This window comes from Blastococcus aggregatus (genome assembly GCF_900221005.1).
Classification (GTDB): Bacteria; Actinomycetota; Actinomycetes; order Mycobacteriales; family Geodermatophilaceae; genus Blastococcus; species Blastococcus aggregatus.
The window spans coordinates 134640-158609 of sequence record NZ_OBQI01000005.1 but is presented as its reverse complement, the minus strand read 5'-3'; the positions used below and the strand labels follow the sequence as shown (position 1 = coordinate 158609).

Below are 23970 nucleotides of genomic sequence, written 5' to 3'. Positions count from 1 at the left end.
CCTCCGCCCCATGGGTGCGCAGGCGTGGATGTGGACGGCCCTCGCGGTCGTCGTCCTCGTGCTCCTGGCCTGGACCGTCTGGTCGCTCGTGCGGCTGGGCCGCCTGGAGAGCCGCGTGCACCGGGCGCGCACGGCACTGGAGACCCAGCTCGGGCGCCGCGCCGGGCTGGCCGCGGAGCTGGCCCGCGAGTACCCGGACGCGCTCGGCCCGGATCGTGCGCGCGCCCTCGCGGCGGCGGCGGGAGGGGCCCGGGTGGCCGCGCCGGAGGACCGCGAGGCGGCCGAGAACGCGCTCGGGCGCGAGCTGCGCGAGCTCCCCGCCGAGCTGCCGGGTGTCCCGGCCCCGCTGCAGGCCGACCTGGCCGGCACCGGTACCCGGGTCGTGCTGGCCCGGCGCTTCTACAACGACGCCGTCCGGGACACCCAGGCGCTGCGCAGCCGGCGGTTGCCCCGGGTGCTGCGGCTGCACGCGGGCCGCCCGCTGCCCCGGTTCTTCGACATCGACGACCGCCCCGACGTGCTCACCGGCACGAGCGCGGGAAGCCCGTCGGCCGACCGGCCGTAGGATGGAGGCCCCACACCTCCCTCCGAGCCGATAGGCCATCCCCGTGTCTGCGCAGACCCCCTCCACCGGTACCGATCGCGTCAAGCGCGGCATGGCCGAGCAGCTCAAGGGCGGCGTCATCATGGACGTCGTCACCCCCGAGCAGGCGAAGATCGCCGAGGACGCCGGGGCGGTCGCCGTCATGGCGCTGGAGCGGGTGCCGGCCGACATCCGCGCCGAGGGCGGCATCTCCCGGATGAGCGACCCCGACATGATCGACGGGATCATCCGGGCGGTCTCGATCCCGGTGATGGCCAAGGCGCGCATCGGCCACTTCGTGGAGGCCCGCGTCCTGCAGTCCCTCGGCGTCGACTACATCGACGAGTCCGAGGTGCTGACGCCGGCCGACGAGGCCCACCACATCGCCAAGTCCGAGTTCACCGTGCCGTTCGTCTGCGGCGCCACCGACCTGGGCGAGGCGCTGCGCCGGATCTCCGAGGGCGCGGCGATGATCCGCTCGAAGGGCGAGGCCGGCACCGGCAACGTCGTCGAGGCCACCCGGCACATGCGCTCGATCCGCGCAGGCATCCGGGCGCTGGGCACCATGGACGAGACCGAGCTGTTCGTCGCGGCCAAGGAGCTGCGCGCGCCGTACGACCTGGTCGTCGAGGTGGCCCGCCTGGGCAAGCTGCCGGTCGTGCTGTTCACCGCCGGCGGCATCGCCACCCCCGCGGACGCGGCGATGATGATGCAGCTGGGCGCCGAGGGCGTCTTCGTGGGCTCCGGCATCTTCAAGTCCGGCGACCCGGCGCTCCGCGCGGCCGCCATCGTGCAGGCGACGACCTTCCACGACGACCCCGACGTGATCGCCAAGGTCTCCCGCGGTCTGGGTGAGGCGATGGTGGGGCTGAACGTCTCCACGCTGCCGGCCGACCAGCGCTTCGCCACCCGCGGCTGGTGACCCGGCCCCTCATCGGGGTGCTCGCGCTGCAGGGCGACGTCCGGGAACACCTGGCCGCCCTGCGGGACCAGGGTGCCGGGGCGGTCGCCGTGCGGCGGCCCGAGGAGCTCGCCGCCGTCGACGGGCTGGTCCTCCCCGGCGGGGAGTCCACGACGATCGCCAAGCTCGCCCGCCGGTTCGGCCTGCTCGACCCGCTGCGCGCCGCAGTGCGGGCCGGGCTGCCCGTGTACGGCAGCTGCGCGGGGATGATCCTGCTCGCCGACCGGCTGCTCGACGCGCCGCAGGACCAGGAGACGATCGGCGGTCTGGACGTCACCGTCCGCCGCAACGCCTTCGGTCGGCAGGCGGACAGCTTCGAGTCCGAGATCGACCTCGCGGGCCTCGGTGGGGGCTCGCTGCACGCGGTGTTCATCAGGGCGCCGTGGGTCGAGGAGGCCGGCGACGAGGTCGTCGTCCTCGGCAGGATCGTGGGGGGAGCGGCCGACGGTAGGATCGTCGCGGTCCGCCAGGGGAACCTGGTGGCCACGAGCTTCCACCCCGAACTGACCGGGGACCGCCGGGTGCACGCGCTGTTCGTCGACATCGTCCGACGTCGGGTCGCCGCGCGCCCAGCCCAGCAGGCCGGCGTCGCCGCCGGAACCGAGGAGGAGATCTCATGAGCGGCCATTCCAAGTGGGCGACGACCAAGCACAAGAAGGCCGGCATCGATGCGAAGCGCGGCAAGCTCTTCGCCAAGCTGATCAAGAACATCGAGGTCGCGGCCCGCACTGGCGGCGGAGACCTGTCCGGCAACCCGACGCTCTACGACGCCGTCCAGAAGGCGAAGAAGAGCTCGGTGCCGAACGACAACATCGACCGCGCGGTCAAGCGCGGGTCCGGCGCCGAGGCCGGCGGCGTCGACTACCAGGGCATCACCTACGAGGGCTACGGCCCCAGCGGCGTCGCCGTGCTCATCGAGTGCCTGACGGACAACAAGAATCGCTCGGCCATGGAGGTCCGCACCGCCATGACCCGCAACGGCGGGAACATGGCCGACCCCGGCTCGGTCTCCTACCTCTTCTCCCGCAAGGGCGTCGTCGTCGTGCCGAAGTCCGACGGCGTGGATGAGGACTCGGTCCTGCTCGCCGTCCTCGACGCCGGCGCCGAGGAGGTGCGCGACCTCGGCGACAGCCTCGAGGTCGTCAGCGAGCCCGGTGACATGGTGGCCGTGCGCACCGCCCTGCAGGATGCGGGCATCGACTACGACTCCGCCGACATGGGCTTCCTGCCCAGCGTGCAGGTCGAGCTCGACGCGGACGGCGCGGGCAAGGTCTTCCGCCTCATCGACGCCCTCGAGGACCTCGACGACGTCCAGAACGTCTACGCGAACTACGACGTGTCCGACGAGGTCATGGAGACGATCGACGCCTGACGGTGGTGGGAGCATCGCAGGGAGCGCCAGCGACCGAGGAGCGGACCGGCACCGGAAGGCGTCCAGAGACATCGACGCGTGACGGCGGTCCGGCGCGTCGTGCCGGGGCTGTCGGGTGTGCGGGCTAGCGTTCGGATCGAACAGGTGTTCGTGCGAAGCTAGGAGCGTGGCCATGCGGGTGCTCGGCATCGATCCGGGGCTGACCCGGTGCGGCTGGGGCGTGGTCGACGGCCGCCCCGGCGCCCGGCCGACGGCGATCGGGGTGGGCGTGATCCGCACCCTGGCGGAGCTGGACCTGGAGCTGCGCCTGCTCGAGCTGCACACCGCGGTGACCGCGCTGCTGCGCGAGCACCGGCCCGACGTGATCGCCATCGAGCGGGTCTTCACCCAGAACAACAAGGGCACCGCCATGGGGACCGCGCAGGCCGCTGGCGTGGCCGCGCTGGCCGCCGCGCAGGCCGACCGGCCGGTCGCCTGGCACACACCCAGCGAGGTCAAGGCGGCCATCTCGGGCAACGGCCGCGCGGACAAGGAGCAGGTCACCCTCATGGTCACCCGCGTGCTCGGCCTCACCGAGGCGCCGAAGCCGGCGGATGCCGCCGACGCTCTCGCGCTGGCCGTCTGCCACGTGTGGCGCGGCCCGGCCCAGCAGCGGCTGCGCACGGCCGCCCTCGCCGGCGGCATCGGCGCGCCCGTCGTGCAGCGCACGCTGCCCCGCTGGCAGGGGGTGGCGGCCCGATGATCGCCAGCGTGAACGGCCGGGTGGCCGCGGTCTCGCCCGACGGCGCGGTGGTGGAGGTGGGCGGGATCGGCCTGGCGGTGCAGTGCACGCCGGGCACGATCGCCCGGCTGCAGGTGGGCGAGAACGCCCGGCTGTCGACCAGCCTGATCGTGCGCGAGGACTCGCTGACCCTCTACGGGTTCGCCGACGACGACGAGCGCCAGCTGTTCGAGCTGCTGCAGACGGCGAACGGCGTCGGCCCGCGCCTGGCCCAGGCGGTGCTGGCCATCCACCCGCCCCGCGAGGTGCGCCGCGCGGTCTCGCTGGCCGACGTCAAGGCGCTCATGCAGGTGCCCGGCATCGGCAAGAAGGGCGCGGAGCGGCTCATCCTGGAGCTGCGCGACCGGCTGGGCTCGATCAGCACCGACACCTCGCTGGACGGCCCGGCGCCCGCCGGCCTCCCGTCGGTGACGCCCGTCGCGCCGTGGCGTGACCAGCTCACCTCCGCCCTCGTCGGCCTGGGCTGGTCGGGCAAGGAGGCGGAGACGGCGGTCGTCGAGCTGGCGCCGGTCGCCGACGCCCAGATCGTGGAGACCGGGTCGGTGGAGGTCGCCGTGCTGCTGCGCCGCGCCCTGCAGCTGCTGGGCCGGGCATGAGCGCCCCGTTCGACCGGTCGCTGACCGGGGAGGTGAACGGCGACGTCGGCCAGGACTGGGCGGTGTCCCCGCAGGCCGGTGACGAGGAGCGGGTCGTCGAATCGGCGCTGCGCCCGCACTCGCTGCACGACTTCATCGGCCAGCCCAAGGTGGCCCGGCAGCTGGCCCTGGTGCTGGAGGGCGCGAAGCGGCGCGGTCGCCCGCCGGACCACGTGCTGCTCTCCGGCCCTCCGGGGCTCGGCAAGACCAGCCTGGCCCTGATCATCGGCTCGGAGCTGGGGACGGCGGTCAAGATCACCAGCGGCCCGGCCATCGAGCGCTCCGGCGACCTCGCGGCCATGCTGTCCAACCTCTCGCCCGGTGACGTGCTGTTCATCGACGAGATCCACCGCATCGCCCGCCCGGCCGAAGAGCTGCTGTACATGGCGATGGAGGACTTCCGGGTCGACGTCGTCGTCGGCAAGGGGCCCGGTGCAACGGCGATCCCGCTGGAGATCAACCCGTTCACCCTCGTCGGCGCCACCACCCGGGCCGGCCTGCTCACCGGACCGCTGCGCGACCGCTTCGGGTTCGTGGGGCAGATGGAGTTCTACGAGCCCGCCGAGCTGCAGCTGGTGCTCGCGCGCAGCGCCGACCTGCTGGGCGTGGAGCTCACCGACGAGGGCTCGGCGGAGATCGCCGGGCGGTCGCGCGGCACGCCGCGGATCGCCAACCGGCTGCTGCGCCGGGTCCGCGACTACGCCGAGGTGGAGGCCGACGGCCGGGTCACCCGCGCCGTCGCCGAGGCCGCGCTCGCGCTGTACGACGTCGACCACCTCGGGCTGGACCGGCTCGACCGCGAGGTGCTCGAGGCGCTGGTGACCAAGTTCGGCGGCGGCCCGGTCGGCGTCGCCACCCTGGCCGTCGCCGTGGGGGAGGAGCCGCACACCGTCGAGGAGGTCTGCGAGCCCTTCCTCGTCCGCGCGGGTCTGCTCGCGCGCACCCCCCGTGGGCGGGTCGCGACCGAGGCGGCCTGGCGGCACCTGGGGCTGGCGGTGCCCCGCGGCGGGATTCCGCTCGGCCGGGTCACAGCAGACCCACCGGGCGCAGGCTCGTCGTCAGAGCCGCTCTTCGACGCCTAGACTCCGGGACGCTGGCGCGCACACGGAGAGGCCGCGGCCGTGCGCGCCCCTACCGGGTCGCCGCGTGCCGTGGTCCGGATGCGCGCAGGCAACCGAGTACCCGAGCGGCCCCTCGGGCCGCACCCACCGCGGAGCAGCACGCGCGGTAGAGAGGCACACCTGTCGTGGAGTTCTTCCCTCTGATCATGCTGGTCCTGCTGGCCGTGCTGCTGTTCGTGCTCCCGGCACGCCAGCGCAAGACGATGCAGGCCCGGGCCCAGGCGCTCCAGGAGTCGCTGACCGTGGGTGCGCCGGTGATGACCACCAGCGGCATGCACGCCACGGTGGCCGGGCTCGGCGAGGGCACCGTGGACCTCGAGCTCGCGCCCGGCGTCGTCGTGACCTTCGCCCGGCAGGCGATCCTCGAGATCCGCCAGCCGGCCACGGGGATCCCCGGCGACGACGCTCCCGGTTCGGCCGGGGGACGCCCGGCCGACGACACCCTCTGATCGGGGAGTTCCCGTGGCCAACCGCTCGTTGCCGGCCCGCCGGTACTTCGGGGCGTTCGTCCTCATCCTGGCCGTGCTCTACGGCCTCGTCTTCTTCGCGGGCTCGGACCGGACGCCCCAGCTCGGGCTGGACCTGCGCGGCGGCACGACGGTCACGCTGACCGCCCGGACGCCCGACGGCAACGCGCCGGACCGCGAGGACCTCGAGCTGGCCCGCCAGATCATCGAGCAGCGGGTGAACGGCCTCGGCGTCGCCGAGGCCGAGGTGGTCACCGAGGGCGACTCGAACATCGTCATCTCCGTCCCCGGCGACGACGGCGACCAGGCGCGCGAGCTGGGCGAGACCGCCCAGCTGCGGTTCCGCCCGGTGCTGAACATCCAGCCGGCCGATCAGGCGCCTGCCGAGGACGCGGCTCCCAGCGACGGCGCCGAGGCGACCGAGCCGGCGGCGCCGACCGACGGCGCCGAGCCGACGGACGGCGCCGAGCCCACCGACCCGGCCGAGCCCACCGACCCGGCCGAGCCCACCGACGCCGCGGCGCCGACCGACGGTGCGGACACCGCGGCGCCGACCCGCGCCCCGGACGCCCCGGCGATCACGCAGGAGGAGGCGCAGGTCGCCTTCGACGCGCTGACCTGCGGCGGTGCGGCCACCAGCGACGTCGCGCGGCCGGACGACCACGTCGCCGCCTGCGGTGAGGACGGCGAGTTCAAGTACCTCCTCGGCCCCGCCGTCGTCGAGGGCACGTCGGTCACCGACGCCTCGGCCGGCACCCGCGCCGGCACCGGCGAGTGGGTCGTCAACCTCGACTTCAACCGCGAGGGCACCCGCGCCTGGGGCGAGTTCACCTCGGCCAACATCGGCAACTCGGTCGCGATCACCCTCGACGGCCGGGTCATCTCCGCGCCGACGATCAACTCCGCCATCCTGGGTGGCGGCACGGAGATCACCGGCAGCTTCGACCAGGAGTCGGCCACCGAGCTGGCCAACCAGCTGAAGTACGGCGCGCTGCCGTTGAGCTTCACCCAGGCCACGGCCCAGTCGATCTCCACCGAGCTCGGCGAGGAGCAGCTGCGCGCTGGCCTCATCGCGGGCGCGCTCGGCATCGCCCTGGTCTTCGTGTACTCGCTGCTCTACTACCGGGCTCTGGGCCTGGTGATGATCGCCAGCCTGGTGCTGTCGGGCGTCGTCGTCTACGGGGTCCTGGTGGTCCTCGGCCGCGAGATCGGCTTCACGCTGAGCCTCGCCGGCATCGCGGGCTTCATCGTGTCGCTCGGCATCACCGCCGACTCGTTCGTCGTCTACTTCGAACGGTTGAAGGACGAGATCCGGGAGGGGCGCAGCGTCCGCTCCGCGGTGCCGCGTGCCTGGGTCCGGGCCCGGCGCACCATCCTCTCGGCCGACGCGGTGAGCTTCCTCGCCGCGGCGATCCTCTACGTGCTCGCCATCGGCGACGTGAAGGGCTTCGCGTTCACCCTCGGCATGTCCACGGTCCTCGACCTCGTCGTCGTCTTCCTCTTCACCCACCCGCTGATGTCGGTGCTGTCGCGGTACCGGTGGTTCGGCAGCGGCCGGATCTCCGGCCTGGGGCAGGTCGACAAGTCGGGCTGGACGTCGTCGTCCCGCATGGACCGCGAGCCGGTCGGTGCCGCAGCCGGCGCCCCGGCACAGAACAGGAGCAGCTCATGACCCGCGACGCGCTGGGCGAGGCCCGGGAGCCCGGGGACGAGCCGGTCCCGATCGGGACCGAGGCCGACGAGGCCCGCGACGCCAGCGATGCCGGCAGCGAGGCCGCCGCCGCCATGGGGGACGACGACCTGGCCGAGGCCGGTCTGCCGCGCGAGGGCGCCGGCGACCGGTACCGGATGCCGCGTGCCTCACTGGCGCACCGGCTCTACAACGGTGAGGCCGGGCTGAACGTCGTCGGCCGCAGCCGGCTGGTCTACAAGATCACCGCGGCGGTCGTGCTGCTGTGCCTGGCCGCCATGCTGTTCCGCGGCTTCAACTTCGGCATCGACTTCGAGGGCGGCAACAGCTTCCGGCTGCCCGGCGAGCAGTCGCAGCTCACCGAGGTGCGCGAGGCGGCCGAGGAGGCCGGGGCCGACGTCGCCTCGGCGCAGATCGTCGGTGGCGACACCGTGCTGCTGCGCACCGGGGCCCTGGAGGGCGACGCCGAGCGTGCCGTGGTCGAGGCGGTCGCCGAGGCGGCCGGTGTGGAGCCGTCCCAGGTCAGCCCGGAGTCGGTGAGCGCCGACTGGGGCCGGGACATCACCCAGCAGGCGCTGGTCGCGCTCGTCGTCTTCCTCGTGGCGGTGGTCGCCTTCCTGGCGGTGCGCTTCCAGCTCAAGATGGCGATCGGCGCGATGGCCGCGCTGCTGCACGACATCATCGTGACCGCCGGCGTCTACGCGCTGATCGGCTTCGAGGTGACGCCGTCCACGGTCATCGGCTTCCTCACCATCCTCGGCTTCTCGCTGTACGACACCGTCGTCGTGTTCGACAAGGTGGACGAGAACGTCAAGGACCTGGACAAGTCGGCCCGCATGACGTGGAGCGAGGCGGCCAACCTCGCGGTCAACCAGACGCTGATGCGCTCGATCAACACCTCGATCATCGCGCTGCTGCCGGTGGCCGGTCTGCTGTTCGTCGGCGCCGGGCTGCTCGGGGTCGGCACGCTCAAGGACCTGGCGCTGGTGCTGTTCGTCGGGCTCGCGGCGGGCACCTACTCGTCGATCGTCCTCGCGACGCCGATCGTGGCCGACCTCAAGGAGCGCGAGCCCGAGGTCCAGGCGCTGCGCCGCCGGGTGCTCGCCCGTCGCTCCTCGGCCGCCCGCCAGGGCGGCTCGGGTGCTCCGGCCGGTCCGGTGGCCAGCGCGCGTCGCGGCCGTCGGCCGGCTGCCGGTGGTGGCACCGCCGTCGCCGAGCTCCCCGCCGAGGTGCAGGCCGACGTGGTCGTCGAGTCGCCCGCGTCGGTGCGCCGCGAGTCGGGTGCCACGTCCGCGCCGCGGCCGGGTGCCCGTCCGCAGCGGCCGTCCGGGAAGAAGCGCCGGTGACGGCGGCCGCGGCCGGGGAGCAGGTGCAGCAGCCGCTGGACGAGCTGATCGCCTCGCTGACCGTCGACGTCCCCGACCACCCCGAGCCCGGGGTGCTGTTCCGGGACCTGACGCCGGTGTTCGGCGACGGCCCGGCGTTCGCCCGCGTGGTGGAGGGGCTCGCCGCGCCGGCGGAGTCCGACCCCCGGGCCGCGGCGATGGCCGGCACCGACGACGCGACCCCCGCGTTCGACGTCGTCGTCGGGGTGGAGGCGCGCGGCTTCCTGCTCGCCGCCGCCGTCGCGCTGGCGGCCGGGGTCGGCGTCGTCCCGGTGCGCAAGGCCGGGAAGCTGCCGCGGGAGCGGATCTCGGCCGACTACGTGCTCGAGTACGGCACCGCGACGCTGGAGCTGCACGCCGACTCCATCCGGCCGGGGCAGCGGGTGCTGGTCGTGGACGACGTCCTGGCGACCGGTGGCACCCTCGCCGCGGCGGTCGAGCTGGTGGAGCGGGTGGGCGGCGTCGTGACCGCGGTGTCGGTCGTCGTGGAGCTGGCGGCGCTCGGCGGACGGGAGCGGATCGCGCCGCACGCCGTGCACGCGCTCTGGACCACCTGACCGGGGGAGAGAGCCCCGCCGGGTGCGGCCCCGCCACGCCCGGCGCGGCTAGCATGGACAGGGACCTCCTCTCCTCGAACCCCGCGGGAGTCGCCGTGGCCTCCGACGTAGCCGCAAATGCGGCTCCTGCACGTCCCGGGCCGCCCGGCACCCCGCCGGATTCGGCGGCGCAGGGTGCGGTCGCGACACCCGCGCCGGCCCACCGGCCGCCCCTCCCGGAGCGCCCGGCCGTGCGCCGGCCGGACGACGTCGGCGCCGAGCCCGGGGACGGCGACGCCGGCACGCCTCGTCGCCGCGTGCGCGACCGGCTGGCCCGCCGGATCGTCGCCGGGCAGCGCAGCACCGTCGTCCGCCCGGTGCTCGAGCCGCTGGCCGCGCTGCACCGCCAGAGCCACCCCAAGGCCGACCTCGTCCTGCTGCAGCGGGCCTACGACGTCGCCGAGTCCGCGCACGCCGCGCAGAAGCGCAAGAGCGGCGATCCCTACATCACCCACCCGCTCGCCGTCGCGACGATCCTCGCCGGCCTCGGCATGGACACCACGACGCTGGTGGCGGCGCTGCTGCACGACACCGTCGAGGACACCGGCGTCACGCTGGACTCGATCACCGCCGACTTCGGCTCCGAGGTCGCCCACCTGGTCGACGGCGTCACCAAGATCGACAAGGTGAAGCTGGGCGACGCAGCCCAGGCCGAGACGATCCGCAAGATGATCGTCGCGATGGCCCGCGACCCGCGGGTGCTGGTCATCAAGCTCGCCGACCGGCTGCACAACATGCGCACGCTGCGCTTCCTCCCGCCCGAGAAGCAGGAGAAGAAGGCGCGCGAGACGCTGGAGATCCTCGCCCCGCTGGCCCACCGGCTGGGCATGAACACGATCAAGTGGGAGCTCGAGGACCTCGCGTTCGCGACGCTGTACCCCAAGCGCTACGACGAGATCGTCCGGCTGGTCGCCGAGCGGGCGCCGTCCCGCGACACCTACCTGGCCGAGGTGACCACCACCGTCCAGGAGCAGCTCAAGGCGGCGAAGATCGAGGCGGTCGTCACCGGCCGGCCCAAGCACTACTACTCGATCTACCAGAAGATGATCGTCCGCGGCCGCGACTTCACCGACATCTGGGACCTCGTCGGCATCCGGATCCTGGTCGACTCGGTGCGCGACTGCTACGCCGCGCTGGGCATCATGCACGCGCACTGGCAGCCGCTGCCCGGCCGCTTCAAGGACTTCGTGGCGATGCCGAAGTTCAACATGTACCAGTCGCTGCACACCACGGTGATCGGGCCGCACGGCAAGCCCGTGGAGCTGCAGATCCGCACGCACGACATGCACCGCACGGCCGACTACGGCATCGCGGCGCACTGGAAGTACAAGGAGAGCGCCCGGGCCGGGGGCCGGCCGAGCGCCGGCGAGTTCGGTGCGCCGCCCAAGGTCGGCTCGCCCGACGACATGCTGTGGCTGCGGCAGCTGCTGGACTGGCAGCGCGAGGCGCAGGAGCCCGGCGAGTTCCTCGAGACCCTGCGCTACGACCTCGGTCCGCAGGAGGTCTTCGTCTTCACGCCCAAGGGCGACGTGGTCAGCCTGCCGGGGGAGTCGACGCCGGTCGACTTCGCCTACGCCGTGCACACCGAGGTCGGGCACCGCACGATCGGCGCCCGGGTCAACGGCTCGCTCGTGTCGTTGGACAGCAAGCTCTCCAACGGCGACGTCGTCGAGATCTTCACCTCCAAGTCGCCGACCGCCGGGCCCTCGCAGGACTGGCTGTCCTTCGTCGGGTCGTCGCGGGCGCGCACCAAGATCCGCCAGTGGTTCACCAAGGAGCGCCGCGAGGACGCGGTCGAGGCGGGCAAGGAGGCGCTCACCCGCGCCATGCGCAAGGCCGGGCTGCCGCTGCAGCGGCTCCTGGGCGGCGAGGCGCTGAGCACCCTGGCGAAGGACCTCCGCTACGCCGACGTCACCGCCCTGTACGCGGCGGTGGGGGAGAACCAGATCTCCGCGGCCTCGGTCGTCGAGAAGCTGATGATCGCGCTCGGCGGCACCGAGGGCGCGGTCGAGGACATCGCCGAGACGGCGATCCCGACCAACCGGCCGACGCCCCGCCGCTCGTCCAGTAGCGACCCGGGCATCGTCGTGCACGGCATGACCGACGTCTGGGCCAAGCTGGCGAAGTGCTGCACGCCGGTGCCCGGCGACAAGATCCTGGGCTTCGTCACCCGCGGCGGCGGGGTGAGCGTGCACCGCACCGACTGCACGAACGCCGGCGACCTGCAGCGCAAGCCCGAGCGGCTGGTCGAGGTGGAGTGGGCCAGCGCGCCGGGCTCGGTCTTCCTCGTCGCGATCCAGGTCGAGGCGCTGGACCGGCACCGGCTGCTCTCCGACGTCACCAAGGCGCTGGCCGACGAGCGGGTCAACATCCTGTCCGCGTCGGTGCAGACCAGCCGCGACCGCGTCGCGATCAGCCGGTTCACCTTCGAGCTGGCCGACCCCGCCCACCTGGGTGCGGTGCTGCAGACGGTGCGCAACGTCGACGGCGTCTTCGACGTGGAGCGCGTCACCGCCTGATCGGCCCCCCCTGCGCTGGGATCAGGTGACCTGATCATCGAGCGTCCTCCCTCACCGCACACCGTGAGGGAGGACGCAGCGCGGTGAGGGAGGACGGGGCCGAGGCCGTCGAGCTGAGCTATCCGGCGAGCGTCATGGCCGTGATGGTGACCGGCTCGGCCGGGGCGCCGTCCTGGCCGCCGTCGGCGACGCCCTTCGCGGCGATGGCGTCGAGGACGCCGAGGCCGGCCTCGTCGATCGTGCCGACGACGGTGTAGTTCGGGTTGCCCTCGAGGCTGTCGCCGTAGACCAGGAAGAACTGGCTGCCGTCGAAGCCCTGGCCGGAGTTGGCCATGGCGATCGTGCCGCGGGGGTAGGTCTCGTCGCCGGTCGCCGCGGTCGGGTAGTCGAACGCCGCGCCGCCGCGGCCGGTGCCGCTCGGGTCACCGCACTGGAGCACCTGCAGGCCGGGGCTGGTGGTGAGCCGGTGGCAGCCCGTGCCGTCGAAGAAGCCCTGCTCGGCGAGGTAGCTGATCGCGCCGGCCGCGCAGGGGGCGGCGGCCCGGTCGAGCGTGAGTCCGATGTCCCCGGCGTCGGTGGACATGGTGAGCGCCTGCGTGCCGTCGGTCGGCGGGTTCCCGTCCGGCAGCCCGACGTCGGTCAGGTTCGGGTTCACCCCGGGGTCGGTGGCGACGTAGTCGCAGGTGCTCTCCGGCGCGGCGGCCTCGGGGTCCTCGTCGTCGCCGGAGAACACGCCGCTGATCAGCAGGACGGCGGCGACCACCACGACGGCGGCGAGGGCGGCGAGAGCGATGCCCAGAGTGCGGCGGCGCTTCTGGGCCTGCTCGGCGCGGCGCTCCAACTGGCGCTGGAGGTGGCGCTGGGCGGCCTCGCGGCGCTGCTTGTTCGTGGACACAGTGGGACTCCTCGGACGGACGGCTGCTCGGCGGGGCGGCGGCCCGGAAGAAGGGGCGCCGCTCGACGCGGTCGACGACGGAGTCTAGGTGGGCGGGCTGTCATGTCCCTGAATGCACGCTGCCCTGGCACGCCCGCTCACGAGCGGGCGCCCGCGTAACCTGCACGGGTGCTCATCCGCTCGTTCCCCGCCGGTGCCTTCGGGACCAACTGCTATGCCGTCGCGTCCGGCCCCGGGCAGGAGTGCGTCGTCGTCGACCCGGGCATGGACGCCGTCGAGCCGCTGGCCCGCATGCTGGCCGACGACGGGCTCAAGCCGGTCGCCGTTGTGCTCACCCACGGCCACCTCGACCACACCTTCTCCGTGCTCCCGGTGTGCGAGGGCTACGACATCCCCGCCTACCTGCACCCGGACGACTTCGGGATGCTGTCGGACCCGATGCGCTGGCACGGCCCTCAACTGGCGCCGTTGCTCGGCGGGCTGAAGCTGCCGGATCCGAGCGACGTGAAGCGACTGGACGACGGCGCGGTGCTCTCGCTGGCCGGCGTCGACCTGACCGTGCGGCACGCGCCGGGGCACACCCAGGGCTCGGTGATGTTCTCCCTGGACCTGGGCGAGGCGCCGGGGCTGCTGGCCGGGGACGTGCTGTTCGCCGGGTCGGTGGGCCGCGTCGACCTGCCCGGCGGGTCGTGGGACGCGATGCTCACCTCGCTGCGTGACGTCGTCCTCCCGCTGGACGACGAGACGATCGTGCTGCCCGGCCACGGCCCGGCGACGACGATCGGCCGCGAGCGGGCCACCAACCCGTATCTGGCCGAGGCCGCTGCGGAGCCCAAGGGGCGCGGGCTCTGATGGCGGACCTGACCGCACCCAAGGGCACGTTCGACACGCTGCCGCCGGACTCGGCCCGCTTCCTGGCCGTCCGCGACACCCTCACCGCGCCGCTGCGGCGGGCGGGCTACGGCTACGTCGAGACGCCGGTGTTCGAGGAGACGGCCGTCTTCTCCCGCGGGGTCGGTGAGTCCACCGACGTGGTCACGAAGGAGATGTACACCTTCGACGACCGCGGCGGCCGCTCGCTGACGCTGCGCCCCGAGCTCACCGCCGGGCTCATGCGCGCCTTCATCGAGCACCGCCTGCACATGGGCGCGCTGCCGGTGAAGCTGTGGACCGTCGGTTCGGCGTTCCGCTACGAGCGGCCGCAGGCCGGGCGCTACCGGCACTTCACCCAGGTGGACATGGAGGCGCTCGGCGTCGACGACCCGGCGCTGGACGCCGAGGTCGTGGCGCTGGGCGTGCAGGGCTTCCGCGACCTGGGGCTGACCGACTTCGAGCTGCTGCTGACCTCGCTGGGCGACGCCACCTGCCGCCCGCAGTACCGCGAGCTGCTGGTGGACTTCCTGGCGAAGCTCGACCTGGACGAGGAGACGCGGCGGCGCGCGGAGATCAACCCGCTGCGCGTGCTCGACGACAAGCGCCCCGAGGTGCAGGCGCAGCTCGGTGACGCCCCCCTGATGGTCGACCACCTCTCGGACTCCACGAAGGCGCACTACGACGCCGTCCGCCAGCACCTGACCGACCTCGGCGTGACCTGGACCGAGGCACCCCGGCTGGTCCGCGGACTGGACTACTACACGAAGACGACGTTCGAGTTCGTGCACGCAGGTCTCGGCGCGCAGTCGGCGATCGGCGGCGGTGGCCGCTACGACGGGCTCTCCGCGGCGCTCGGCGGTCCGGACCTGTCGGGCATCGGCTACGCGGTGGGCGTCGACCGCACCCTGCTCGCGGTGCAGGCCGAGGGCCTCGACCTCGGCGCCACCGCCGGCGTGCAGGCCTTCGTCGTGCCGCTGGGCGCGGAGGCGAAGCGGCTGGCCGTGCGGCTGGTCGGGCAGCTGCGCTCGGCCGGGGTCGCCGCCGACACCGTCTACGGCGACCGCGGGCTCAAGGGCGCGATGAAGGCGGCCGACCGGTCGGGTGCCTCGCACGTCCTCGTCATCGGGGAGCGCGACCTGGCCGAGGGCGTCGGGCAGCTCAAGGACATGCGCACCGGCGAGCAGACCACCGTCCCCGTTGCCGAGCTGTTCGACGCGCTGAAGCGTGCGACGGTGGGGGAGTGACGATGGAGCAGCGGCCGCTCGGGCGGACCGGCGCCGAGGTCGGCGTCGTCGGCCTGGGCACCTGGCAGCTGGGCGGCGACTGGGGCGACGTCCCCGAGGACGCCGCCGCCGAGGTGCTGGACGCCGCCCTGGACGCCGGGGTCACCCTGCTGGACACCGCGGACGTGTACGGCGACGGGCGCTCGGAGGTCCGTATCCGGAAGGCGCTCGCCGCGCGGTCGGACCGGCCGTTCGTCGCGACCAAGGCCGGCCGCCGCGCCGACCCGTTCGAGGCGGAGCAGTACACGCCCGAGAACCTGCGCGCGTGGATCGACCGGTCCCGCCGGAACCTCGGCGTCGAGACCCTCGACCTCGTGCAGCTGCACTGCCCGCCGACCGCCGTCTACTCCGATCAGCGGGTGTACGACGCACTCGACTCGTTCGTCGACGACGGCTCGATCGCCGCGTACGGCGTCTCGGTCGAGACCGTCGCCGAGGGGCTGACCGCGCTGCAGCACCCCGGCGTCGTCTCGATCCAGCTCGTGCTGAACATCTTCCGGCGCAAGCCGCTGGAGGAACTGCTGCCGGCAGCGGCCCGCGCCGGCGTCGGCGTCCTGGCCCGGGTGCCGCTGGCCAGCGGGCTGCTGACCGGGAAGTACGACGAGTCGACGACGTTCGCCGCCGACGACCACCGGAACTTCAACCGTGGCGGCGAGGCCTTCGACGTCGGCGAGACGTTCGCTGGAGTGCCCTTCGAGGTCGGCGTGGCCGCCGCCCGCGAGGTCGCCGCGATCGCCCGCGACGTCGACACGGGCGCCTTCGCGCTGCGCTGGGTGATCGACCAGCCCGGCGTGACCGCCGTCATCCCCGGCGCGCGCAACGTCGAGCAGGTCCGCGGCAACGTCGCCGCGGCCGCCCTGCCGCCCCTCACCGACACCGAGCTCGCCGATCTCGAGCGGCTGTACGACGAGCGCATCCGCGCCCACGTGCACGACCGCTGGTAACCGCCCTCCCTCTCTGCTCGATTCCTCCCACCCACCACCCCGAGAGGCCACATCCCTTGCTCCGCACCCACGACGCCGGCGCCCTCCGCGCCGCCGACGCCGGCACCACCGTCACCCTCGCCGGCTGGGTCGCCCGTCGCCGCGACCACGGTGGCGTGGTCTTCCTCGACCTGCGCGACGCGTCCGGCTACGTGCAGGTCGTCGTCCGCGAGGAGGAGGCGCACCACCTGCGCAACGAGTACTGCGTGCTCGTCACCGGTGAGGTGCGCCGCCGTCCCGAGGGCAACGAGAACCCGGAGCTGCCCACCGGCCAGATCGAGGTGGCGACGACGGAGCTGCGGGTGCTCTCCTCGGCCGCGCCGCTGCCGTTCCCCATCGAGACCGACCAGGCCGCGTCCGACGACGTCCGCTACAAGTACCGCTACCTCGACCTCCGCCGGCAGGGCCCCGCGCGGGCCATGCGGCTGCGCTCGGAGGTCAGCCGGGTCGCCCGCGCCGTCATGCACGAGCACGGCTTCGCCGAGGTGGAGACGCCGTCGCTGACCCGCTCGACGCCCGAGGGCGCGCGCGACTTCGTCGTCCCCGTGCGGCTGCAGCCGGGCAAGTGGTACGCGCTGCCGCAGTCGCCCCAGCTGTTCAAGCAGCTGCTGATGATCGGCGGTCTGGAGCGGTACTACCAGATCGCCCGCTGCTTCCGGGACGAGGACTTCCGCGCCGACCGGCAGCCGGAGTTCACCCAGCTGGACTTCGAGATGAGCTTCGTCGACCGCGACGACGTCCTGGCGATCGCCGAGGACGTCGTCCGGGCGCTGTGGCGCGAGCTCGCGTCCTACGAGGTGCCCGAGATCCCGCGGATGACCTACCGCGAGGCGATGGACCGGTTCGGGTCCGACAAGCCCGACCTCCGCTTCGGCATCGAGCTCACCGAGCTCACCTCGTACTTCGCCGACACCCCGTTCCGGGTGTTCCAGGCGCCCTACGTCGGCGCCGTGGTCATGCCCGGCGGCGGCTCGCAGCCCCGGCGGGCCTTCGACGCCTGGCAGGACTGGGCGAAGTCCCGCGGCGCCCGCGGGCTGGCCTACGTGACGATCGCCGAGGACGGAACGCTCGGTGGCCCGGTCTCGAAGAACATCTCCGAGGCCGAGCGCGACGGGCTGCTGGAGGCCGTGGGCGCGAAGCCCGGCGACTGCGTGTTCTTCGCCGCGGGCCAGCGCCGCTCCTCGCAGGAGCTGCTCGGCGCGGCCCGCAACGAGATCGCCAAGCGGCTGGAGCTCATCGAGCCCGGCTCCTGGTCCTTCCTGTTCGTCGTCGACTTCCCGATGTTCGAGGAGACCGAGGACGGCGACTGGACGTTCATGCACCACCCGTTCACCTCGCCCACGCCCGAGTGGCGCGACCGGTTCGCCGAGGACAAGGGCGCGGCCCTGTCCGACGCCTACGACATGGTGATCAACGGCAACGAGGTCATGAGCGGCTCGGTGCGTATCCACGACGCCGACCTGCAGGAGCGGGTGTTCGAGACCCTGGGCATGTCACGCGAGGAGGCCCGGGAGCGGTTCGGCTTCTTCCTCGAGGCCTTCGCCTACGGCCCGCCGCCGCACGCCGGCGCCGCCCTGGGCTGGGACCGGCTCACCGCGCTGCTGACCGGCGTGGACTCGATCCGCGAGGTCATCGCCTTCCCGAAGACCGGTGCCGGCTTCGACCCGCTCACCGGCGCGCCGACGCCGATCAGCGACGCCCAGCGCCGCGAGGCCGGTATCGACGCCCAGCCCGAGGAGCCCACGGAGGCCGACCCGTCATGAGCCTGCGCGCCCGCACCCTGCTCGGTCCCGGCCCGTCGAACCCGTACCCGGAGGCGCAGGTCGCGCTCGGCTTCCCGCTGCTCGGCCACCTGGACCCGCTGTTCCTGCAGGTCCTGGACGAGACGTCCGAGCGGCTGCGGCAGGTCTTCGGCACGGCGAACCGGCGCACGCTGCCGCTGTCGGCGACCGGGTCCGCAGGCATGGAGGCGGCGTTCGTCAACACCGTGGGGCCGGGCGACGTCGTCGTCGTCGCGGTGAACGGGCTGTTCGGGCAGCGCATGGTGGAGGTGGCGTCGCGCTGCGGCGCCGAGGTCGTGGCCGTGGAGCACGAGTGGGGGCAGCCGATCGACGCCGACCGCGTGCTGGCCGCGCACCCGGCGCCGAAGCTGATCGCCGCGGTGCACGCGGAGACCTCGACCGGCGTGCTCTCGGACCTCGAGCCGCTCGCCGCCGGCAAGGGTGACGCGCTGCTGCTCGCCGACTGCGTCACCTCGCTCGGCGGCATCCCGGTGCGGCTGGACGAGTGGGGCGTGGACCTCGCCTACTCCGGGTCGCAGAAGTGCCTCGGCGTGCCTCCGGGGCTGGCGCCGTTCACGATCAACGACCGGGCGTGGGCGCGCCGGATCGAGCGGCCGCAGAGCTGGTACCTCGACCTGGGGCTGCTGGGCGGGTACGCGGGCGAGGCGGCAGGGTCGGGGCGGACGTACCACCACACCGCCCCGACCGGGATGGTCGTCTCGCTGCACGCGGGCCTGGGCCGGATCCTCGAGGAGGGGCTGGACGCCGTCCACGCCCGGCACGCCGAGGCCGGCCGGCTGCTGCACGCCGGGCTGGCCGAGCTCGGGCTGGAGCTCTTCGCCGACGAGGGCTCGCGGCTGCCGGAGCTGACCACCGTGAAGGTCCCCGACGGCGTGGACTCCGCGGCCGTCCGGGCCGAGCTGCTCGAGCGCTACGACCTGGAGATCGGCGCGGGTGCGGGAGCCTTCGCGTCGTCGGTGTGGCGGATCGGGCTCATGGGCCCCAACGCCGCCCCCGACCGCGTCGCCCTCGTCCTCGCCGCGCTGAAGGACGTCCTGTCCCGCTGACCCCGCCAACTCCACATGGGCGTGGGCGGGAGGGGCCCGCTGGGGCGGCCCCGGTGCCAGACTCGCGGCGTGGTGCCGACGCGCTACGCCCGCAGCGGGAGCCTGTCCATCGCCTACCAGGTGGTCGGGCAGGGGCCGCTCGACCTGGTGGCCGCCCCGGGGTTCATCTCGCACCTCGACTGGAACTGGCAGGAGCCCGAGCTGCGGGCGTTCATGGAGCGCCTCACCGAGTTCACCCGGCTGATCCTGTTCGACAAGCGGGGCACCGGGCTGTCCGACCCCGTACCCGGCCCCGCGACGCTCGAGGAGCGCACCGCCGACCTCGCGGCCGTGATGGACGCCGCCGGCTCGGAGCGCGCGGCCATCCTCGGCATCTCGGAGGGCGGGGCGATGGCGATGCTGTTCGCCGCGCAGCGCCCCGAGCGGGTCTCCTCGCTCGTGCTCTACGGCGCCTTTCCACGGATCACCGAGGCGCCCGGGTTCCCCTCGGGGGTCGACGCCGGGGTCATGGCCGGGATGCTGGACCGGCTCATCGAGCACTGGGGCGAGGGTGCGGGGCTCAGCGCCTGGGCGCCGAGCCGCCGGCGGGACCCCGCGCTCCGGGCGTGGTGGGGGACCCTACAGCGACTGGGGGCCAGCCCCGGCATGGCCCGGGGGCTGGTGGGTCACTACCAGGATCTCGACATGCGGGACGTGCTGCCGGCCGTCCGCGTACCGGCGCTCGTGCTGCACCGCCGCGGCGACCGGATGGTGCCGATCGCCGTGGCCCGCTACCTCGCGGAGCACCTCCCCGACGCGCGGCTGGTCGAGCTCGAGGGCGCCGACCACCTCTTCTTCGTCGGCGACACCGAGACCCCGCTGGCCGAGATCGAGGAGTTCCTGACCGGGTACCGCCCGGCGCCGACGCCGGTGAGCACCGTGCTGGCCACCGTCCTGTTCGTGGACGTCGCCGGATCCACCGAACTCGTCGCGGACGTCGGTGACGCCGTGTGGGCCGGCATCCGGGAGCGCTTCCTCGGCCTGGCGCGCGACGCCCTGCTCCGCTTCGGTGGCGTCGAGGTCGACGTCGCCGGTGACGGCCTGCTGGCGACCTTCGACGGCCCCATCCGGGCGATCCGCTGCGCGCTGGCACTGCGCGAGGCCACCGACGGCGCCGGGCTGCGGCTGCGGGTGGGGGTGCACGCCGGGGAGGTGCAGCGGCTCGCCGGCGGTCAGGTGGCCGGGCTCGCCGTGCACATCGGCGCACGGGTGATGGCCGAGGCCGAGCCGGGCGAGGTGCTGGTGTCCGGCACCGTCAAGGACCTCGTCATCGGCTCGGGGCTGGCCTTCGCCGACCGGGGGACGCGCCCGCTGCGGGGTGTGCCCGGCACCTGGCCGCTGTTCGCCGTCGCCGGCTGAGACGCGGGCGTCGAGTCGCTGGTCAGCGCCGACCGCCGGGCGTAGCGTCCGCGGTGCTCCGCGTGGACCTGCGGCTCCCGCGGTGCCCGACCTCGCCCCCGCGCGGAGGAGCCGTCATGGGCCGACCGGTGCTGCTGGCCGTGGACGACGACGCGCCCGTGCTCGCGGCGGTCGAGCGGGACCTGCGCGACCGCTACGCCGAGCACTACCAGGTGCTCACCGCCCCCTCGGGCGACCAGGCGCTGGACCTGCTGCGCCGGCTGCGGCTGCGCGAGGAGCCGGTCGCGCTCCTCCTGGTCGACCAGCGCATGCCCGGCATGACCGGGGTCGAGCTGCTGAGCGCCTCGCGGCGGCTCTACCCCGACGCCCGGCGGGTGCTGCTCACCGCCTACGCCGACACCGATGCCGCCATCCGGGCGATCAACGACGCCGGCGTGGAGCACTACCTCCTCAAGCCCTGGGACCCTCCCGAGGACCGGCTCTACCCCGTGCTGGACGACCTGCTGGAGACCTGGCGGCGCCCGGCGCCGGTCGCGAACCTGCGGCTGATCGGTGACCGCTGGTCGGCAGAGGCCCACGAGTTGCGCCAGTTCCTCGCCCGCAACCTCGTGCCCTACCGGTGGATGGACGTGGAGGCCGACGGACAGGCCCGCGAGCTGCTCGAGTTCGCCGGCGCCGGTGCCGGCGAGCTGCCGGTCGTCGTCCTCGACGACGGCGAGGTGCTGACGACCCCGGACCTGCACCAGCTCGCCGCCCGCATCGGACTGCACGTGCGGGCCGAGCGGGACGCCTACGACCTCGTCATCGCCGGAGCCGGCCCCGCGGGGCTGGCGGCCGCGGTCTACGGCGCCTCCGAGGGCCTGGCGACGCTGCTGCTCGAGTGCAACGCGCCCGGCGGGCAGGCGGGCACGACCAGCCGGATCGAGAACTACCTCGGCTTCCCCGTCGGGCTCTCCGGCGCCGACCTCACCCTCCGGGCCCGGGAGCAGGCGACCCGGTTCGGCGCGGAGATGCTCGTGCCCGCGGAGGCGGTGGGGTTGCTGCGGGCCGATCCCTACTCCGTGCTCAGGCTCGCCGACGGCGGGGAGGTCAGCGCCTCGGCTCTCGTCATCGCCTCCGGCGTCACCTACCGCACGCTGTCGGTCCCGGGCGCGGCCGAGCTCTCCGGCCGCGGGGTCTACTACGGCGCCGGGCGGGCCGAGGCCGCCGACCACGCCGGAGGGCGGGTGTTCGTGGTGGGCGGCGGGAACTCCGCCGGTCAGGCCGCGGTCTTCCTCTCCGCCTTCGCCGCCGAGGTGACGCTGCTCGTCCGCGGCCCGGACCTCACCAGCACCATGTCCCGCTACCTCAGCGACCGGATCGAGGCCTCCGACCGGATCACGGTCGCGCCGCGGACGGAGGTGGCCGGAGCCGTCGGGACGCAGCGGCTGGAGGCGCTGCGGCTGCGCAGCGGCACCGAGGAGCGGGAGGTGCCGGCGGACGCAGTCTTCGCCTTCATCGGGCAGGCGCCGCGCACGGGCTGGCTGGACGGTGCGGTGCGGCGGGATGCCCGCGGCTTCGTGCTCACCGGCGCGGACCTGGGGGCGTCCCCGCCGGACTGGCCGCTGCCGGTGCCGCCCCTCCCGCTGGAGACGTCGGTGCCTCGGGTGTTCGCCGCCGGTGACGTGCGCTCCGGCTCGGTGAAGCGGATCGCCACGGCGGTGGGGGAGGGCGCGATGGCGGTGAGCTTCGCCCACGAGCGCCTGGCCGGGCGGTGACCGGCCCGGTCGACGACGTCCCGGCCGACGACGTCGTGGCCGCGCTGCGCACCTCGCCGTTGTTCGCCCAGCTGCCCGACGACGACGTCGCCGCGCTGGCGGCCGGCGGGCGGACGCTCGAGGTGCCGGCGGGCGCGGTGCTCATGGCCGAGGGCGCGCCGGCCGACGCCATGCTCGTCGTGCTGGACGGGCAGCTGGAGGTCACCCGGGGCGGCGGGGGCGGGCCGGCGGTCCTGCTCAACCTCTGCTCCCGCGGCGACCTGCTGGGCGAGCTCGGCGTGCTGCAGGGGGTGCCGCGGTCGGCGACCGTGCGGGCGCGCACCGCGGCGCGGGTGCAGCGCATCGACGTCGACGCCCTCGACCGCCTGCTGGCCCATCCGCACTCGGCGCGGGCCCTGCTGCAGGCGACCGCGCGCCGCCTGGCGCGCGAGGAGGGGCTGCTCCGCCAGCGGGAGCGGATGGCCGCCCTCGGTGGGCTCGCCGCGGGCCTGCTGCACGAGATCAACAACCCGGCGGCGGCGGTGTCGCGCAGCGCCGCCCGGCTGCGCCGCCTGCTGACCGAGCAGCGGCGTACGGGGCCGCTGGACGAGCTGGCCGGCCCGGCGCCCGCGGACTCCCTCGCCCGTGCCGACGCGGCCACCGCGCTGGCCGGCGTCCTCGCCCGCCTCGCACCGGGCACCGGCCGGGCCGCGGCCGAGCAGCTGGCCGCCGCGGGGATCGCCGCGCCGGCGCTCGAGGTGGCGCTCGCCGCGCTGCCGGGCGAGCACCGGGCGGCCGAGCTGCGGCGGTTCCTCCGCGAGCACGAGGTGGGCAGGCTGCTGGAGGAGCTCCTCACCGGAGCCGAGCACCTCTCCCGGATCGTGACCGGGGTCCGCCCGCTCGCCTACGCCGCCGACCAGGGGCTGACCGAGGTGGACCTGCACGCCGGCCTGGAGCAGGCGCTGGTGCTGCTGCGGCACAAGCTCCCACCCGGCGTCCGCGTGGTGCGCGACCTCTCCCCGGACGCCCGCACCGTCCGTGGCCGGCCGGCCGACCTGGCCCTGGTCTGGATCAACCTGCTCGACAACGCGGTCGCCGCCGTGGGGACCGACGGCACGATCACCGTCCGCACCGCCGACGCCGGCGACCGGGTCCTCGTCGACGTCGAGAACACCGGCCCGCCGGTCCCGCCGGAGGTGACCGAGCGCGTCTTCGACGCCTTCTTCACCACCAAGCCCGTCGGGGAGGGCACCGGGCTCGGCCTGACCACCGCGCTGGCCGTGATCGCCCAGCAGCACCACGGCGAGCTGACCCTCACCTCGGCCGACGGGGTCACCCGCGCACGGGTCGTGCTGCCGCGGGGGGACGACGACCCGGCGGAGCTCAGGGCCGCGCGTCGGCCAGCCGGTCCTGCCGCCGCCCGATGAGCAGCCCCCGGGTCAGCGCCGCCAGGTCCACCAGCCCCACCAGCGCGCCGTCCTCCACGACGGGGGCGTAGGCGACCGCCGCCTGCAGCATCCGCTCGGCCGCCTCCGGCACGGGGGTGTCCGGCGACAGCCCCACCATCACCGGCAGGTCCAGGTCGACCAGCCGGATCTGCTCGAGATCGCGCCCGTCGGCGACGGCCTGGGTGACGTCGCCGTCGCAGACCAGGGTGACCGGAACCCGGGAGGAGCTGTCGGCGAGCACCACGAGTGCGTTGTCGTGCGACCTCTTCATCAGGTAGGCGGCCGCGGCGACGTGCGCGGTGCGCTCCACCGTGGTCACCGCCGGGCGCATGACCTCGCGGACGGTGAGGTCGGGGGCGGAGGGGGAGGGGGGCATCTCGGGCTCCTCGTCGGTCG

Annotated in this window: 22 protein-coding genes; 20 read left to right on the top strand and 2 right to left on the bottom strand. The window is 74.1% G+C overall.

Features of this window, described 5'->3' with window-relative positions; translation table 11 throughout:
* The first annotated feature begins 10 nt into the window (after positions 1-10).
* The 12 genes from CRP29_RS16455 to CRP29_RS16400 all read left to right on the top strand — a co-directional run bounded on the left by CRP29_RS16455 (position 11) and on the right by CRP29_RS16400 (position 12110).
* Positions 11-565 carry a LemA family protein gene (locus tag CRP29_RS16455; RefSeq protein WP_097196159.1) on the top strand — a complete coding sequence of 185 codons (555 nt, stop codon included), beginning with the start codon at positions 11-13 and terminating at the stop codon, positions 563-565.
* Positions 566-608: 43 nt separating this feature from the next.
* Positions 609-1505 (top strand): pyridoxal 5'-phosphate synthase lyase subunit PdxS, encoded by an 897-nt coding sequence (gene pdxS, locus CRP29_RS16450; protein ID WP_281256814.1) that lies wholly within the window; start codon positions 609-611, stop codon positions 1503-1505.
* Positions 1502-2164, top strand: coding sequence for a pyridoxal 5'-phosphate synthase glutaminase subunit PdxT (gene pdxT, locus CRP29_RS16445; RefSeq protein WP_097196157.1), 663 nt, complete (start codon positions 1502-1504; stop codon positions 2162-2164). Before pdxS ends, pdxT begins: the two co-directional genes overlap by 4 nt.
* The gene (locus CRP29_RS16440; RefSeq protein ID WP_097196156.1) at positions 2161-2916 is read left to right on the top strand and encodes a YebC/PmpR family DNA-binding transcriptional regulator; all 756 of its coding nucleotides are present in this window, start codon (positions 2161-2163) and stop codon (positions 2914-2916) included. The genes pdxT and CRP29_RS16440 overlap by 4 nt, the downstream gene beginning before the upstream one ends.
* A gap of 172 nt (positions 2917-3088) precedes the next feature.
* Entirely contained in the window at positions 3089-3658 is a 570-nt protein-coding gene (gene ruvC / locus CRP29_RS16435; RefSeq protein ID WP_097196155.1) for a crossover junction endodeoxyribonuclease RuvC, read from the top strand.
* Complete coding sequence (ruvA, locus tag CRP29_RS16430) at positions 3655-4293, top strand: Holliday junction branch migration protein RuvA (protein ID WP_097196154.1); 639 nt, start codon at positions 3655-3657, stop codon at positions 4291-4293. The genes ruvC and ruvA overlap by 4 nt, the downstream gene beginning before the upstream one ends.
* Positions 4290-5414: a Holliday junction branch migration DNA helicase RuvB gene (gene ruvB, locus CRP29_RS16425; RefSeq protein ID WP_097196153.1), complete on the top strand. Its 1125-nt coding sequence runs from the start codon at positions 4290-4292 to the stop codon at positions 5412-5414. Before ruvA ends, ruvB begins: the two co-directional genes overlap by 4 nt.
* 164 nt (positions 5415-5578) lie before the next feature.
* Complete coding sequence (gene yajC, locus CRP29_RS16420) at positions 5579-5902, top strand: preprotein translocase subunit YajC (protein ID WP_097196152.1); 324 nt, start codon at positions 5579-5581, stop codon at positions 5900-5902.
* Positions 5903-5915: 13 nt separating this feature from the next.
* Complete coding sequence (gene secD / locus CRP29_RS16415) at positions 5916-7592, top strand: protein translocase subunit SecD (protein ID WP_097196151.1); 1677 nt, start codon at positions 5916-5918, stop codon at positions 7590-7592.
* The gene (gene secF, locus CRP29_RS16410; protein WP_245852897.1) at positions 7589-8956 is read left to right on the top strand and encodes a protein translocase subunit SecF; all 1368 of its coding nucleotides are present in this window, start codon (positions 7589-7591) and stop codon (positions 8954-8956) included. The genes secD and secF overlap by 4 nt, the downstream gene beginning before the upstream one ends.
* On the top strand, positions 8953-9552 hold the full coding sequence (locus CRP29_RS16405; protein WP_097196150.1) for an adenine phosphoribosyltransferase: 600 nt from the start codon (positions 8953-8955) through the stop codon (positions 9550-9552). Before secF ends, CRP29_RS16405 begins: the two co-directional genes overlap by 4 nt.
* Before the next feature lie 230 nt (positions 9553-9782).
* A complete protein-coding gene (locus tag CRP29_RS16400) occupies positions 9783-12110 on the top strand; it encodes a RelA/SpoT family protein (RefSeq protein ID WP_281256813.1) in 2328 nt (775 codons plus the stop codon).
* Positions 12111-12228: 118 nt separating this feature from the next.
* Here CRP29_RS16400 and CRP29_RS16395 read toward each other — a convergent pair whose 3' ends face one another.
* Positions 12229-13005: a peptidylprolyl isomerase gene (locus CRP29_RS16395; protein WP_097196148.1), complete on the bottom strand. Its 777-nt coding sequence runs from the start codon at positions 13003-13005 to the stop codon at positions 12229-12231.
* 168 nt (positions 13006-13173) lie between these two features.
* On the opposite strand from CRP29_RS16395, the gene CRP29_RS16390 reads away from it, so the two are divergent.
* From CRP29_RS16390 to CRP29_RS16355, 8 genes are all read left to right on the top strand, one after another.
* A complete protein-coding gene (locus CRP29_RS16390; RefSeq protein ID WP_097196147.1) occupies positions 13174-13857 on the top strand; it encodes an MBL fold metallo-hydrolase in 684 nt (227 codons plus the stop codon).
* Entirely contained in the window at positions 13857-15122 is a 1266-nt protein-coding gene (gene hisS / locus CRP29_RS16385; protein WP_097196146.1) for a histidine--tRNA ligase, read from the top strand. The genes CRP29_RS16390 and hisS overlap by 1 nt, the downstream gene beginning before the upstream one ends.
* Before the next feature lie 2 nt (positions 15123-15124).
* Entirely contained in the window at positions 15125-16105 is a 981-nt protein-coding gene (locus CRP29_RS16380; protein ID WP_097196145.1) for an aldo/keto reductase, read from the top strand.
* Positions 16106-16161: 56 nt separating this feature from the next.
* Complete coding sequence (gene aspS / locus CRP29_RS16375) at positions 16162-17907, top strand: aspartate--tRNA ligase (RefSeq protein ID WP_097196144.1); 1746 nt, start codon at positions 16162-16164, stop codon at positions 17905-17907.
* On the top strand, positions 17904-18992 hold the full coding sequence (locus CRP29_RS16370) for a pyridoxal-phosphate-dependent aminotransferase family protein (protein ID WP_097196143.1): 1089 nt from the start codon (positions 17904-17906) through the stop codon (positions 18990-18992). The genes aspS and CRP29_RS16370 overlap by 4 nt, the downstream gene beginning before the upstream one ends.
* 69 nt (positions 18993-19061) lie before the next feature.
* Positions 19062-20390 carry an adenylate/guanylate cyclase domain-containing protein gene (locus tag CRP29_RS16365; protein ID WP_245852896.1) on the top strand — a complete coding sequence of 443 codons (1329 nt, stop codon included), beginning with the start codon at positions 19062-19064 and terminating at the stop codon, positions 20388-20390.
* Positions 20391-20506: 116 nt separating this feature from the next.
* Entirely contained in the window at positions 20507-22147 is a 1641-nt protein-coding gene (locus CRP29_RS16360) for an FAD-dependent oxidoreductase (protein WP_097196141.1), read from the top strand.
* A complete protein-coding gene (locus CRP29_RS16355) occupies positions 22144-23553 on the top strand; it encodes an ATP-binding protein (protein WP_097196140.1) in 1410 nt (469 codons plus the stop codon). Before CRP29_RS16360 ends, CRP29_RS16355 begins: the two co-directional genes overlap by 4 nt.
* On the opposite strand, the gene CRP29_RS16350 is transcribed toward CRP29_RS16355, so the two are convergent.
* The gene (locus CRP29_RS16350; RefSeq protein WP_097196139.1) at positions 23510-23950 is read right to left on the bottom strand and encodes a CBS domain-containing protein; all 441 of its coding nucleotides are present in this window, start codon (positions 23948-23950) and stop codon (positions 23510-23512) included. The genes CRP29_RS16355 and CRP29_RS16350 overlap by 44 nt on opposite strands.
* Between the last annotated feature and the right edge of the window lie 20 nt (positions 23951-23970).